The 13,836-nt window shown below is 68.7% G+C and carries 13 protein-coding genes; 8 read left to right on the forward strand and 5 right to left on the reverse strand.

All coding sequences use genetic code 11. From position 1 onward, the window contains the following. Positions 1-287 precede the first annotated feature (287 nt). Genes purD through ACYQ1H_RS03280 form a run of 4 tightly spaced genes read left to right on the forward strand, consistent with a single transcriptional unit; the run spans position 288 to position 4,358 of the window. Positions 288-1,568 carry a phosphoribosylamine--glycine ligase gene (gene purD, locus ACYQ1H_RS03265; protein WP_460026628.1) on the forward strand — a complete coding sequence of 427 codons (1,281 nt, stop codon included), beginning with the start codon at positions 288-290 and terminating at the stop codon, positions 1,566-1,568. A 55-nt stretch (positions 1,569-1,623) separates the two neighbouring features. Beyond that, positions 1,624-2,628: an AAA family ATPase gene (locus ACYQ1H_RS03270; RefSeq protein WP_460026629.1), complete on the forward strand. Its 1,005-nt coding sequence runs from the start codon at positions 1,624-1,626 to the stop codon at positions 2,626-2,628. A gap of 39 nt (positions 2,629-2,667) precedes the next feature. Continuing rightward, positions 2,668-3,309 carry an orotate phosphoribosyltransferase gene (gene pyrE / locus ACYQ1H_RS03275; RefSeq protein WP_460026630.1) on the forward strand — a complete coding sequence of 214 codons (642 nt, stop codon included), beginning with the start codon at positions 2,668-2,670 and terminating at the stop codon, positions 3,307-3,309. Then, a complete protein-coding gene (locus ACYQ1H_RS03280; protein ID WP_460026631.1) occupies positions 3,306-4,358 on the forward strand; it encodes a DUF4124 domain-containing protein in 1,053 nt (350 codons plus the stop codon). Before pyrE ends, ACYQ1H_RS03280 begins: the two co-directional genes overlap by 4 nt. Positions 4,359-4,382: 24 nt before the next feature. On the opposite strand, the gene argB is transcribed toward ACYQ1H_RS03280, so the two are convergent. From argB to coaBC, 3 genes are read right to left on the reverse strand one after another with little or no spacing between them, the layout of a single operon-like run. Next, positions 4,383-5,318: an acetylglutamate kinase gene (argB, locus tag ACYQ1H_RS03285; protein WP_460026632.1), complete on the reverse strand. Its 936-nt coding sequence runs from the start codon at positions 5,316-5,318 to the stop codon at positions 4,383-4,385. Between the two features lie 30 nt (positions 5,319-5,348). Further along, positions 5,349-5,804 (reverse strand): dUTP diphosphatase, encoded by a 456-nt coding sequence (gene dut, locus ACYQ1H_RS03290; protein ID WP_460026633.1) that lies wholly within the window; start codon positions 5,802-5,804, stop codon positions 5,349-5,351. Then, positions 5,773-6,987, reverse strand: a complete 1,215-nt coding sequence (coaBC, locus tag ACYQ1H_RS03295) for a bifunctional phosphopantothenoylcysteine decarboxylase/phosphopantothenate--cysteine ligase CoaBC (RefSeq protein WP_460026634.1) — start codon at positions 6,985-6,987, stop codon at positions 5,773-5,775. Before coaBC ends, dut begins: the two co-directional genes overlap by 32 nt. A 107-nt stretch (positions 6,988-7,094) precedes the next feature. Between coaBC and radC the strand changes: the two genes are divergently transcribed. Beyond that, positions 7,095-7,772: a RadC family protein gene (gene radC / locus ACYQ1H_RS03300; RefSeq protein ID WP_460026635.1), complete on the forward strand. Its 678-nt coding sequence runs from the start codon at positions 7,095-7,097 to the stop codon at positions 7,770-7,772. Between the two features lie 72 nt (positions 7,773-7,844). Here radC and ACYQ1H_RS03305 read toward each other — a convergent pair whose 3' ends face one another. Both ACYQ1H_RS03305 and mutS read right to left on the reverse strand, forming a co-directional pair. Continuing rightward, positions 7,845-8,699: a DJ-1/PfpI family protein gene (locus tag ACYQ1H_RS03305; protein ID WP_460026636.1), complete on the reverse strand. Its 855-nt coding sequence runs from the start codon at positions 8,697-8,699 to the stop codon at positions 7,845-7,847. 224 nt (positions 8,700-8,923) lie between these two features. Further along, positions 8,924-11,512 carry a DNA mismatch repair protein MutS gene (mutS, locus tag ACYQ1H_RS03310; protein WP_460026637.1) on the reverse strand — a complete coding sequence of 863 codons (2,589 nt, stop codon included), beginning with the start codon at positions 11,510-11,512 and terminating at the stop codon, positions 8,924-8,926. Between the two features lie 156 nt (positions 11,513-11,668). Here mutS and pncC point away from each other — a divergent pair, with 156 nt between their 5' ends. From pncC to recA, 3 genes are read left to right on the forward strand one after another with little or no spacing between them, the layout of a single operon-like run. Continuing rightward, positions 11,669-12,169: a nicotinamide-nucleotide amidase gene (pncC, locus tag ACYQ1H_RS03315; RefSeq protein ID WP_460026638.1), complete on the forward strand. Its 501-nt coding sequence runs from the start codon at positions 11,669-11,671 to the stop codon at positions 12,167-12,169. Then, positions 12,150-12,734 (forward strand): RNA 2',3'-cyclic phosphodiesterase, encoded by a 585-nt coding sequence (thpR, locus tag ACYQ1H_RS03320; protein WP_460026639.1) that lies wholly within the window; start codon positions 12,150-12,152, stop codon positions 12,732-12,734. Before pncC ends, thpR begins: the two co-directional genes overlap by 20 nt. Positions 12,735-12,776: 42 nt before the next feature. Beyond that, positions 12,777-13,826 (forward strand): recombinase RecA, encoded by a 1,050-nt coding sequence (gene recA / locus ACYQ1H_RS03325; RefSeq protein WP_460026640.1) that lies wholly within the window; start codon positions 12,777-12,779, stop codon positions 13,824-13,826. The last annotated feature ends 10 nt before the right edge of the window (positions 13,827-13,836 follow it).

The raw sequence follows: 13,836 nt of genomic DNA on the forward strand, positions 1-13,836 counted from the left end.
GCGCGGCATGCGAGTGCAATACCGGCGAACGGGGCACTGCGGGACTGGTTTTGCATCGCTGCGGCATGGCTTTCCTGGGACTCCGTCCACCCGCCGATAAAAGGTATTCGGATGCCGGCGCGGGAAATCGCGCCGCGGCAAGCGCCGGAGGATTGCCGTGCCGGCGCATCGGGGGGGCCGGCGCGCCGCTGGCAAGGCTGCCAGGCCTCTGGCGGGGCGCGGCGGCCGTGACCATGCACCACCGGAGCGGGTATCATCCCGCATCAGCCATTCATCACGCTTTTCCCATGAGAATTCTCGTCGTCGGCGGCGGTGGCCGCGAACATGCCCTGGCCTGGAAGGCCGCCCAGTCAACCCAGGCCGAGCGGGTTTTCGTGGCCCCCGGCAATGCCGGCACGGCCCGCGAACCGAATCTCGAGAACGTCCCGATTGCCGCCGAGGATGTGCGCGGTCTTCTGGCCTTCGCCCAGCGCGAGGCCATCGACCTCACCATTGTCGGCCCGGAAGCGCCGCTGGTGCTGGGCATCGTCGATGCCTTCCGCGCCGCCGGGCTCAACTGCTTCGGCCCGACCCAGGCCGCCGCCCGGCTGGAGGGTTCCAAGGCCTTCTGCAAGGACTTTCTGGCCCGCCATGGCATCCCCACGGCGGACTACCAGACCTTCACCGACATCGAGTCGGCGCTGGCCTATCTGGAGCAGAAGGGGGCGCCCATCGTGGTCAAGGCCGATGGCCTGGCGGCCGGCAAGGGCGTGGTGGTGGCCCACAGCCTGGCGGAGGCCCAGGGCGCGGTGCGTGACATGCTGGCCGGCAATGCCTACGGTGCCGCCGGCCATCGCGTGGTCATCGAGGAATTCCTGGACGGCGAAGAGGCCAGCTTCATCGTCATGGCCGATGGCCGGCATGCCCTGGCAATGGCCAGTTCGCAGGACCACAAGGCCCGCGACGACGGCGATACCGGCCCCAATACCGGCGGCATGGGCGCCTACTCGCCGGCGCCGGTGGTCACGCCGGAGGTGCACCGGCGCGCCATGGACGATGTGATCCTGCCGACCCTGCGCGGCATGGCGGCTGACGGCACGCCCTACAGCGGTTTTCTCTATGCCGGGCTGATGGTGGCGCCGGATGGTTCGATCAAGGTGCTGGAGTTCAACTGCCGCTTCGGTGATCCCGAAACCCAGCCCATCATGATGCGGCTGCGCAGCGACCTGCCCGCCCTCTGCCTGCAGGCCCTGGCGGGACGGCTCGACGAGGCCCGCGTCGACTGGGACCCGCGCCCGGCCCTGGGCGTGGTGATCGCTGCCGGCGGCTATCCCTTCGACTATCGCAAGGGCGATGTCATCGCGGGATTGCCGGATGCGGAGGCGCCCGGCGTCAAGGTGTTCCATGCCGGCACGGCGCTGGTCGATGGCCGGGTGGTGACCACCGGTGGCCGGGTGCTCTGCGTCAGCGCCCTGGGCGACAGCCTGCGCGAGGCCCAGGCGCAGGCCTATGCGCAGGTGGGACGCATCCACTGGCCGGATGCCTACTGCCGGCGCGACATCGGCCATCGCGCGCTGGGTCGCGGCTAGGCACCGAGGCGCGGGTATTGCCACGGAATGTGTGATGGAGAGTTCGAGGGACGACATGAGTGCCGAGATGGCGACATCCGAGAGGCCCCTGAGCGAGGCCCAGATTCAGCTCCAGCGGCTGCGCGACCACGTCTCCAGCCAGGTGCTGGGGCAGGAGCGGCTGGTCGAGTGCATGCTGATCGCCTTGCTGGCGGACGGACACATCCTGGTCGAGGGCGCGCCGGGTCTGGCCAAGACCCGCGCCATCCACGTGCTGAGCCGTGGCCTCGAAGGGGATTTTCACCGTGTCCAGTTCACGCCGGACTTGCTGCCGGCCGACCTGACCGGCACGGAAATCTACCGCCCGCAGGATGGCTCCTTCCACTTCCAGACCGGCCCCCTGTTCCATAACCTGGTGCTGGCGGACGAGATCAATCGTTCTCCGGCCAAGGTGCAGTCGGCCCTGCTGGAAGCCATGGCCGAGCGGCAGATCACCGTGGGGCGCACCACCTATCCGCTGCCCGAGCTGTTCATGGTCATGGCGACCCAGAACCCGATCGAGCAGGAAGGCACCTACCCCCTGCCGGAGGCGCAGCTGGACCGCTTCATGCTTTATGTCCGCATCGGCTACCCCGAGGCCCGGCATGAGCGCGCCATCCTGCGGCTAGTGCGCGAGGAGGCGAAACGGGGCGCGCGCCAGGCGGTCGGCACCTTCACGCCGGTGCCGCAGAGCGTGCTGTTTGCCGCCAGACAGGAAGTGCTGGATCTCTACTTGGCCGATTCGCTGGAGGAGTACCTGCTGCAGCTGGTGCTGGCGACGCGCCATCCCAGCGCCTACGACGAAAGCCTGGGCCGCTGGCTTCAGTACGGGGCCAGTCCGCGCGCCACCTTGGCGCTGGATCGCGGCGCCCGCGCCCGCGCCTGGCTGCAGGGGCGGGATTACGTCCTCCCCGAGGATATCCAGTCGATCGCGCCCGATGTGCTGCGTCACCGCCTGATCCTGAGCTACGAAGCGGAGGCCGATGGCGTCGATGCCGACCGGGTGATCCGCGAGTTGCTGCGGCGGGTTGCCGTGCCCTGAGGATTGACCGCTTTCCCCGAACCGTTTGCCGGAGTTCACGTGCAGCCCTACCAAGAAGCCTTCATCCGTTATGCCATCGATTGCCAGGTCCTGCGTTTCGGCGATTTCACGCTGAAGTCCGGGCGGCGCAGCCCCTATTTCTTCAATACCGGTCTGTTCAACACCGGCGCCCGCCTGGACCGTCTGGGCCAGTTCTACGCCGAAGCCCTGCTGCACGCCGGCATCCAGGCGGATGTCCTGTACGGCCCGGCCTACAAGGGCATTCCCCTGGCCTGCGCCACGGCGATGGCGCTGGCGCGTCGCACCGGCCGGGAGATTCCCTTCGCCTTCAACCGCAAGGAGGCCAAGGATCATGGCGAGGGGGGCACCCTTGTCGGTTCGCCGCTGCAGGGACAGGTGCTGATCCTGGACGATGTCATCACCGCCGGTACCTCGGTGCGGGAATCGGTGGACATCATCCGCGCGGCGGGGGCGACGCCCTCCGGGGTGCTGATCGCGCTCGACCGCGAGGAGCGCGGCCAGGGCGCGCAGTCCGCGGTCGAGGAAGTGGCGGCGCTCTATCGCACGCCCGTCTACAGCATCATCCGGCTGGCCGACATCGTCGCCTATCTCGATGTCAGTGGCAGGGAGACCGAACTGGCCGCGATACGCCGCTATCGGGCCGGAGCCGGCCTGTCATGAGCGTGCCGGGACCGTCGCGGCCGGGATGCCTGGCCGCCGCGGTTCTGTCCCTCCTGCCGGCCGCGGCCCCGGCCGACACCTATCGCTGGACGGACGACAGGGGTGGCGTGAACTATTCCGATCGCGTGCCGCCCGAGCAGGCCAGAAATCGCCGCGCCCGGATCAATTCGCTGGGCTTCGAGGTGGAGGTGCTGGAGGCGCCGAAGACGCGCGAGCAGCTCCAGCGCGAACAGCTGCTGCAGCAGCTGCGGGCGCAGCAGGAAAAGGTTCTCAGCGAGCAGCGCGAGCAGGACAGGGCGCTGATGCGGACCTATCGCAGCAGCGACGAGATTCTCGCGGCGCTGAAGATCAAGCTGGATGGCCTCGATGGCAGCATCAAGCTGACCGAGGCCAGTCTCCAGCGCGACCAGGCCCACCTGCGGGTCCAGGATCAGCGCGTCCGCGACCTGGGGGCCCGGGGGCAGCCGGTTCCGGAACCCCTGCGCCAGTCCCTGCACGCTCTGGGCCGGCGCCTGGATGCCTACCGCGCGCAGATGCAGCGCCTGGAGAACGAGAAGCTGGCCACCGTCGACCGCTACAATCGCGACCTGCGGCGCTTCCAGGCCATCAGGGCCATGCAGGCGCGCAACGAAAATCCCAATGCCGACTGGACCCATGCCGTGGTCAAGGCCAGCGGCGACAGCAACAGCGACATCCTCATCAGTGCCGTCGAGTGCGCCGACACGCGCCAGTGCGACCGCTACTGGGAACTCGCGCGGGAACTGCTGGGCCGCGAGTATGGCTATCGGGTATCGGTCGATACCGACAAGATCCTGCAGACCCCCTATCCGCGCAACGAAACCGATTTCGGCATCACCATCACCCGCATCCCCGGGAACCCCCACCAGATGGTGTTCATGGATGTCATCTGCCGGCCGACGACGATCGGCGAACAGCTCTGCAAGAGCGAGCGTGCGCGGGAGCTGCACGAACGCTTCCGGGCATCCATGGCCCTGCCGGCGGCGGGCGCCGCCACCGGCACCGCGCGACCGGGTGTGACGACGCCCTGATCTGCGGGTGGCGGCGGCGGGGGCTCAGACCCAGGCCGACAGCGCGCCGATGCGGGACGGCATCAGCAGGGTGCCGATGCCGCGGTCGGTCAGCAGTTCCAGCAGTACCGCGTGTTCGATGCGGCCGTCGATGATGTGCACGCTCTTGACGCCGCCCTTGAGGGCATCGGTGGCGCAGTTGACCTTGGGGATCATGCCGCCGCTGATGGTGCCGTCGGCGATCAGGTCGTCGACCTCCGGCAGCGACAGCCCGGTCAGCAGTTCGCCCTGCCGGTCCAGGATGCCGGCGGTGTTGGTCAGCAGCATGAGCTTCTCGGCCCGCAATACCTCGGCCATCTTGCCGGCCACCAGGTCGGCGTTGATGTTGTAGGAGAAGCCGTCGTCGCCGACGCCGATGGGCGCGATGACGGGGATGAAGTCGCTCTGGATCAGGGTGTCGACGATGCCGGGATCGATGCTGCGCACCCGGCCGACATGGCCGAGGTCGATGATTTCCGGTTCGTCGGTCTCCGCCGACCGCTGCGTCACGGAAATCTTCTCGGCCCGGACCAGATCGCCATCCTTGCCGGTCAGGCCCACGGCCGAACCCCCATGCTGGTTGATGAGGTTGACGATCTCCTTGTTGACCAGGCCGCCCAGCACCATCTCGACCACGTCCATGGTCTCGGCGTCGGTGACCCGCATGCCCTGCACGAACTGGCTGGTCTTGCCGAGCCGCTGCAGCAGGTTGCCGATCTGCGGCCCGCCGCCGTGCACCACCACGGGATTGATGCCGACCAGCTTGAGCAGCACGATGTCGCGGGCGAAGCTGTGCTTGAGGCGGTCGTCGGTCATGGCGTTGCCGCCGTACTTGATGACCAGTGTCTTGCCCTTGAAGCGCCGGATGTAGGGCAGCGCCTCGATGAGGACATGCGCGATGCGGGCGGCGGATTCGGTTTCCAGAGCGGCTTGTTTCTGCACGGATGCTCCTGACGTGGGTGGAAGGGACGCCTAGCGGTGGCCGGTATGGCCGAAGCCGCCCTCGGCGCGATGGCTGGCGGTGAACGCCTCGACCCGCTCGAACTGGACCTGCAACACCGGCACGAATACCATCTGCGCGATGCGGTCGCCGATGCCGATGTCGAAGGCCACCGGGCCGCGATTCCAGCACGACACGAACACCTGCCCCTGATAGTCGGAGTCGATCAGGCCGACCAGGTTGCCGAGCACGATGCCATGCTTGTGGCCGAGGCCGGAGCGCGGCAGCAGCACGGCGGCCAGATTGGGGTCGTCGATGTGGATGGCGAGGCCGGTCGGGATCAGCCGTGTCTCGCCCGGCTGCAGGGTCAGCGGTTCGCTGAGGCAGGCGCGCAGATCCAGCCCCGCCGAGCCCTGTGTGGCGTAGTCCGGCAGGGGAATCTTGCGGCCGAGGCGGTCATCGAGGATCTTGAGCTGGATGGTGTGCATGGTAACGGTCGGCGATAAGGTCCAGGAGTTGATGGGCCAGTACGGTCTTGGGCGCGGTCGGCAGGCGGGTTTCGCCATCCGGCCAGCAGACGTGCAGGGCGTTGTCGTCCACCTCGAAGCCCAGCCCCGCGCCGACGGCATTGGCGGCCACCATGTCCAGCCGCTTGGCCGCCAGTTTTGCTCGGGCGTAGGTTTCGAGATCGCGGGTCTCGGCGGCGAAGCCCACCGTGAACGGACGCTCCGGCAGGCCGGCCACCGCCGCCAGGATGTCCCGGGTGCGGGTGAGCGTCAGGGTCAGCGTGTCCGCGTCCTTCTTGATCTTGTCCGCGGATGGTGCCGGGGCGTAGTCGGCGACGGCGGCGGTCCCGATGTAGATGTCGCTGGCGGGTGCCAGTCCCAGCACGGCTTCAGCCATCTCGGCGGCGGATTCCACGGCGACGTGGCGCTCGACGTCGGGGCGGGGCAGGGCGGTGGGCCCGCTGACCAGGCTGACCCGCGCGCCCTGTGCCGTCGCGGCGGCGGCGAGCGCGTAACCCATCCTGCCCGAGCTGCGGTTGGTCAGGTAGCGCACCGGATCGATGGCCTCGCGCGTCGGTCCGGCGCTGATGAGGATGCGCACGCCGGCGAGCCGGCCGGAAGGCTCCGCTGTGATCAGAGCCGCGAGGATCGCGGCGGGTTCCAGCATGCGGCCGGGGCCGGTTTCGCCGCAGGCCTGCTCGCCGGTGGCCGGGCCGAGCAGGCAGATGCCGCGCTGGCGCAGGACGGCGGCGTTTTCCCGGGTGGCGGGGTGTTGCCACATGGCCTGGTTCATGGCCGGCGCCAGGATCACCGGCGCCGTGGCGGCGAGACAGAGCGTGGTCAGCAGGTCGTCCGCCAGGCCGGCCCGCAGCCGGGCCATGACGTCGGCCGAGGCGGGGGCCACCACGATGCGGTCGGCCCAGCGTGCCAGGGCGATGTGACCCATGGCCGATTCCGCCGCCGGGTCCAGCAGTTCGCTCGATACCGGATGGCCGGAGAGCGCCTGGAAGGTCAGGGGGCCGACGAACTCGGCCGCGGCCGGGGTCATGACTACGCGCACCTCGGCGCCGGCGCCGCGCAGCAGGCGCAGCAGTTCGGCCGCCTTGTAGGCGGCGATGCCGCCGGTGACGCCAAGCAGGATGTTCTGGCCGCTCAGGGGGCTCACGCTAAGGGTCCGGAAGGGATGATGACGGGGGCGGCATTATGGCAAGTTTGCCGCGAGCCTTCTATGCTTCAGGCCGATTGACGGATACCGAACGGCGGAGCAAGCCTATGCCCATCACCGACTGGCCCGATGCGGAACGCCCCCGCGAAAAGCTGCTGGCGCGGGGAGCCGGCAGCCTGTCCGATGCCGAACTGCTGGCGATCTTTCTCCGCACCGGGATTCCGGGCAAGACTGCGGTCGATCTGGCGCGCGACCTGCTGAAGGACTTCGGCTCGCTGCGCGCCCTGCTGGAAAGCGATTTCGCCCGTTTCCGCCAGAGCCCGGGACTTGGCATGGCCAAGTACGCCCAGTTGCAGGCGGTGCTGGAAATGGCCCGCCGCCATCTCAGGGAGAGTTTGCAGCGCGGCAACGCCCTCACCAGCCCGGACCTGACCCGCCAGTATCTTGCCGCCCAGATGCGTGCCTATCCGCACGAGGTGTTCGCCTGCCTGCTGCTCGACAACCAGCACCGGGTCATCGACTTCCGCGAACTGTTCCGCGGTACCATCGACAGCGCCAGCGTCTATCCGCGCGAGGTGGTTAAGACGGCACTGGCCTGCAACGCGGCCGCGGTGATCTTTGCCCACAACCATCCCTCCGGCGTCGCCGAACCCAGCGAGGCCGACCGGCTCATCACCCAGCGGCTCCGGCAGGCACTGGGACTGGTCGATATCCGGGTGCTGGATCACTTCATCGTCGGCGACGGCGAGCACGCCTACTCGTTCGCCGAGCACGGCCTGCTGTGAGTCTCCCGGGAGGCCGGGAGAGAAAGCATCCGCGGCGACGGCCGCGCCGGCGCGCTGCGCCCCCGGATTCCGTCAGGGCAGCGGCGCGAGCCTCAGGGCCCAGTCATAGCCGGGAACATCGGGGTTGTAGAGGAACATGTCGTACATCTCCTGCATGGCACTGCGGACGAAGCGGTTGGTCTTGGCCGGACTGCCGCCGCGCACCGGCGGGTGCGGGTCGTATTGCAGCTCCAGCATCACGGCCTGCGTGTAGTCTCTGCCGCCATGGCCGTCATGGGCATAGAGCTGCTTGACGATGGCGAGCGCCATGTCGATGCCCGCGGTCACGCCGGCGCCGGTGACCAGCTTGCCGTCGAAGACATAGCGCTGGCCCGGGCGCGGGATGGCCCGGAATTTGGTCAGGATTTCCGCAGCGCGATACCAGTTGCTGGTGGCCTGCTTGCCTTTCAACAGTCCGGCGGCTCCCAGAATCCAGGCACCGGTACAGACGCTGGTCGTGTAGACGGTGGTCCGGTCGATCCGCCGGATCCAGTCCAGCAGGTCTTCGTCGCGGGTCTGCGCGGCCGTTTCCAGGGTTCCGCCCGGCACCACCAGGATATCCAGCTGCGACACCTCGGCGATCGAACGGCTGACGTTGATGCTGAGCCCGTTGCTGGCGACGACCGGCTGGCGCGTGTCCTTGGCGATCAGGAAAGGTTTCAGTCCGGCCGCGCCGAAGACCTGCATGGGACCGAGAAAATCCATGGCGTTCATGCCGTTGTAGACATAGATGCCGACCCCGTGCTGTTTCACGTTCGGCTGGGGTTGGAGCATCATGAGCTCCGCGTGGGTCAGGGCCCGGGCCAGGCCCGGCAGCAGCAATGCGCACAGCGGCAGCCAGAACAAAAGGAGCCAGGACGGTCGGCGGGGAGGCAGGCGTCGTTTCATGCAGGGTGGTTTCCTTGGCTGCGTGATGAGGTGGAGGCAGCCGGTACGGCTGCCGCGGGACCCCAAGCATGAAAGATGCCTGAATCAGCCAGCCAGCGAGCATTGCTCGCCCGGCTCGGCGTCGGGGGCGGCGACCCCGGCGGCCGGCCAGCCTGTGCCGACGCACCGGCGAAGATGGGCGGGGCGGATTGCGCCATATGGCGCAGATGATTGCGTGATATCGCTCAGCTCATGTCCGGCTGGCCGTTCTGCAGGGCCTTGAGCCGATAGAGAAGGTCCAGCGCCTCGCGCGGCGCCATCGTATCCGGATCGCTGGTCTTCAGCAGGGCCAGCACCGGGTTTGCCGCTGGCTGTTCGAAGAGATCCAGTTGCCGGGTGCGGGGCGGGTGCTCGGCCTGCGACTGGCGCTCCAGCTGCGCCAGCTTCTCCCGCGCCCGCTGCACGACGACCGGGGGCACCCCGGCCAGGGCGGCGACCTGCAGGCCGTAACTCTGGTTGGCCGGTCCTTCCTTGACGGCGTGCAGGAACACCACGCCGTCCTGGTGCTCGATGGCGTCCAGATGCACGTTGCGCACTTCCGGGTAGTCGTCCGCCAGCGTGATCAGCTCGAAATAGTGGGTGGCGAACAGCGTCAGGGCGCGGATCTGCCGCGCCAGCTGCTCGGCGGTGGCGATGGCCAGTGACAGGCCGTCGAAGGTGCTGGTGCCGCGGCCGATCTCGTCCATCAGTACCAGGCTGCTGGGTGTGGCATGGTGGAGGATGTGCGCCGTCTCGGTCATTTCCACCATGAAGGTCGAGCGGCCGCTGGCCAGGTCGTCCGCGGCGCCGATGCGGGTGAAGATGCGGTCGACGGGCCCGATCGCGGCATGCTCGGCGGGTACGAAGCTGCCGATATGCGCCAGCAGCACGATGACCGCCGCCTGCCGCATGTAGGTGGACTTGCCGCCCATGTTGGGGCCGGTGATGATCAGCATGCGCCGCTCGGGCGACAGCTCCAGGTCGTTGGGCACGAACGGGGTGTCGAGCACCGCCTCCACCACCGGATGGCGGCCGCCGGTGATCCGGAGGCCGGTCTCGTCGCTCAGCTGCGGCCGCGACAGGCGCAGGCTCTCGGCCCGCTCGGCGAAATTGGCCAGCACATCCAGCTCGGCCAGTGCCTGCGCCGTTGCCTGAAGCTCGGTGATATGCCCGCCGAGCCGGTCCAGCAGGGCCTCGTACAGCGCCTTTTCGCAGGCCAGCGAGCGTTCGCGGGCGCCCAGCACCTTGTCCTCGAATTGCTTCAGTTCCGGCGTGATGTAGCGTTCCACCCCTTTCAGGGTCTGGCGCCGGACGTAGTCCACCGGCACCCGGTCGGCCTGGGCGCGGGACAACTCCAGGTAGAAGCCCTGCACGCGGTTGTAGCCGACCTTGAGCGTGGCGATGCCGGTACGCTCGCGCTCGCGTTGCTCCAGTTCCAGCAGGAACTGCTCGTGGTTGTGGCTGAGGTGGCGCAACTCGTCCAATTCGGCATCGTAGCCCGGCGCGATCACGCCACCATCGCGGATCAGCATGGGCGGGTTGTCGATCAGGGCGCGGCCCAGCAGATCGGCCAGCTCCGGTTGCGGCGGCATGGCCATGGCCAGCGTCTGCAGTCGGGGCGCTTCCAGGCTTCCCAGCATGTCATGCAGGGCCGGCAGGCTGGCCAGCGTCAGCCGCAGGGTGGCGAGATCGCGCGGGCGCGCCGATTTCAGGGCGATGCGGGAGACGATGCGCTCGATGTCGCCGATCGCCCGCAGGCTGTCCCTGAGGCGCGGATACTGGAGAGTGTCCAGCAGCAGCGCGACGGCGTCGTGACGTTCGCGCAGCGTCGCCTGATCGCGCAGCGGGCGGTGCAGCCAGCGCCGCAGCAGCCGCCCGCCCATGGCGGTCACCGTGCGGTCCAGCACGCCGAACAGGGTGAGGTCGGTTCGCCCGGAGGGGTGGGTGTCCAGCTCCAGGTTGCGGCGACTGGCGGCGTCGAGGGTGATTACCTCCGTGTGGCGCTCCAGGCGGATGCCCTGGACATGCGGCAGCGCGGCTTGCTGGGTGTCGCGGACATACTGCAACAGCGCGCCCGCCGCGGCGATGGCCGCCGGCAGATCCGCGCAGCCGAACGCCGCCAGATCATGCACGCTGAACTGCCGCAGCAGCAGCTGGCGGGCGCTTTCCGGCTCGAAGTGCCAGGCTGGCCGGCGGGCGAGGCCGCGGCGCTGCGACAGCGCCGCCGGCAGCGGCCAGTCCTCGCTGACCAGCAGCTCGGCCGGATCGAGCCGTTCCAGCTCGCCGAACAGTGCCTCGGCGGTTTCCGGCTGTTGTACCGTGAGGCGGCCGCCGGCAAGATCCAGCGCCGCCAGGCCGAAGACTTTCCCCAGCGGTGCGACGGCGACCAGCAGGTTGTCGCGACGGTCCTCCAGCAGCGCTTCCTCGGTCACGGTGCCGGGTGTCACGATGCGCGTCACGCGGCGCTCGACCGGGCCTTTCGCGGTCGCCGGGTCGCCGATCTGCTCGCAGATGGCGATCGATTCGCCCAGCTTCACCAGCCGGGCCAGATAGCCCTCGGCCGCGTGGTAGGGCACACCGGCCATCGGGATGCGCTGACCGGCCGATTCCCCGCGCGTGGTCAGTGTGATGTCCAGCAGCCGGGCGGCCTTGCGGGCGTCATCGTAGAACAGTTCGTAGAAATCGCCCATGCGGAAGAAGACCAGACGGTCCGGGTGTTCGCTCTTGATGCGCAGGTACTGCTGCATCAGCGGGGTATGCTGGGGCGACGGCTGGGGCTTCTCGGGCGTGCGCATGTGGACAGGGCTGGCTGGGGCTTGGCAATGCTGCGGCGGCTGGGTGGGTATTCTATAGGTCCGGCTTACCGGCTTCGATGCGGGCTGCCGGGCCGGGGTGGCCGGATGGCTGGCCGTTGCCGGTTGCATCCGGCGGGAGCGGGAAGGGAGGAACGGGTGGACGATGCGAAAGACTTGTATGACCTCGCCGACCGGGTGGGGGCGGTGCTGGTGCGGGCTGGGCTGATGCTGGCGACGGCCGAATCCTGCACCGGCGGCTGGATCGCCCAGTGCGTGACCGACATCGCCGGCAGCTCGGCCTGGTTCGACCGCGGTTTCGTGACCTACAGCAATGCGGCGAAGACGGCGATGCTGGGCGTCGCGCCGCAGCTGATCGAATCGCAGGGCGCGGTCAGCGAGGCGGTGGTGCGGGCCATGGTGGCCGGCGCCCTGCATCACAGCCGGGCACAGCTGGCGGTGGCGGTGAGCGGTATCGCCGGGCCGGGCGGCGGCACACCGGAGAAGCCCGTGGGAACGGTGTGGCTGGCCTGGCAGCGGGCCGGCGGCGAGCCGCTCGCCCGCTGCGCGCGATTCGGCGGCGATCGCCGGGCCGTGCGCCGACAGGCCGTGGCGATGGCCTTGCATGGCGTGCTGGAACATGTCGGGCCGGGCGGCTGAGCCCCTGCGGCTGTTCTTCGCCCTGTGGCCCGATCCGGCGGCGGTGGCTCGCCTCGCGCTGCGCCGCGCGGCCCTGCGGCGCCAGATCGCCGGTCGCTGGCTGCGGGCGGAGGATTGCCATGTGACGCTGGTTTTCCTGGGCCCGGTCGCGGCGGCCGGGTTGCCGGGCTTGCGCAAACTGGCGGGGGCCATCACCGTGCCGGCTTTTGCGCTGGTGCTGGATCGGCTCGAATGCTGGGGGCGCGGCCGGGCCCTGTGCCTGACGCCCACGCACGTGCCGGCAGAGCTGGCGCTGCTGGTCGGGCGGCTCGAGGCGGGGTTGAGCGAGGCCGGTCGCGCACCGGAGGGGCGCTCCTATCGTCCGCACCTGACGCTGGCGCGCGACGTCCGGCCGGCAACCGTCGACGAGCCCCCGGTCGAGCCGATCGCGCTGGCTATTCGCGGCTTCCGCCTGGTGCAGTCGGCCCCGCAGCCGGATGGCGCGCGTTACCGCTGCCTCGACAGCTGGCGTCTTGCCGGCGGCGCAGGCGCAGGGATACCCGGTGGCCAAGACCCTGTGACATAATTCTTTTTTCGCCTCCTCATCACCCAGCCCAGAGTCATCTCGATGGACGAGAACAAGCAAAGAGCGCTCAACGCGGCCCTGTCCCAGATCGAAAAGCAGTTCGGCAAGGGTTCGGTCATGCGCATGGGCGATATCCCGGCCAACCGCGACCTCGAGGTGATTCCCACCGGTTCGCTGACGCTGGACATCGCCCTGGGTTGCGGCGGACTGCCGCGCGGGCGCATCGTCGAAATTTACGGCCCCGAGTCCTCGGGCAAGACCACCCTGACCCTGGAGGTCATCGCCCAGGCGCAGAAACTCGGCGGTGTGGCGGCCTTCATCGATGCCGAGCATGCGCTGGATCCGGGCTACGCCGAGAAGATCGGCGTCAACCTGGGTGACCTGCTGGTTTCCCAGCCCGATACCGGTGAGCAGGCGCTGGAGATTGCCGACATGCTGGTTCGCTCCGGCGGCATCGATGTCGTCGTCATCGATTCGGTGGCCGCGCTGACGCCCAAGGCGGAAATCGAGGGCGAGATGGGCGACTCCCACGTGGGCCTACAGGCGCGCCTGATGTCGCAGGCGCTGCGTAAGCTCACCGCCAACATCAAGCGTTCGAATACCCTGGTGATCTTCATCAACCAGATCCGCATGAAGATCGGCGTCATGTTCGGCAGCCCGGAAACGACCACGGGCGGCAATGCGCTCAAGTTCTATGCCTCGGTGCGGCTGGATATCCGCCGGCTGGCCGCCATCAAGAGCGGTGACGAGGTGGTGGGCAACGAAACCCGCGTGAAGGTGGTCAAGAACAAGGTCGCGCCACCCTTCCGCAACGCCGAATTCGAGATCATCTACGGCGAGGGTGTTTCCCGCGAGGGTGAACTGGTCGATCTGGGGGTCGGCTACGAGCTGGTGCAGAAGTCGGGCTCCTGGTACAGCTATGGCGGCGATCGGATCGGGCAGGGCAAGGACAATGTCCGCGCCTACCTGAAGGAGCGCCCCGATCTTGCCAGCGAACTGGAGGGCAGGATTCGCGAGAAGGCCTTCGGTACCACGGCGGTCCGGCCGGCGGGCCCTGCGGCGGTGGCCGCCGAGCCGGAGGGCGATTTCTGACCGAGGCGGA

This window comes from Methyloparacoccus murrellii, assembly GCF_054657115.1.